Below are 241 nucleotides of genomic sequence, written 5' to 3' on the forward strand. Positions count from 1 at the left end.
GACTTTGATCACCGATTCTCATCAGCTTTGATCACCTGATTTATCATTTTGTAGAGCCGTTTTTAAATTAGCTTAACTGATCATCATCAGTCAATTTATTTAACTGTTTTCGTATCGATTCTCCTATCATTTCATGCCAGTTTTCCTGTGGTAGCTGGCTTATAATTATGTGTGATTTATACCCATACCGCGCATCGATTAATTCGAGTAAGTCACCTCGTTGCTGAGCACTCAGTGGTTC

Annotated in this window: 1 protein-coding gene; it reads right to left on the reverse strand. The window is 38.2% G+C overall.

The features are described from left to right. Positions 1–67 precede the first annotated feature (67 nt). On the reverse strand, positions 68–241 hold a 174-nt coding region (locus tag H5158_RS23065; protein ID WP_182741006.1), incomplete at its 5' end, for an ATP-binding protein.

Origin of the sequence: Pseudoalteromonas sp. SR45-6 (assembly GCF_014163545.1) — a bacterium.
In the GTDB taxonomy this organism is placed as follows: Bacteria; Pseudomonadota; Gammaproteobacteria; order Enterobacterales; family Alteromonadaceae; genus Pseudoalteromonas; species Pseudoalteromonas rhizosphaerae.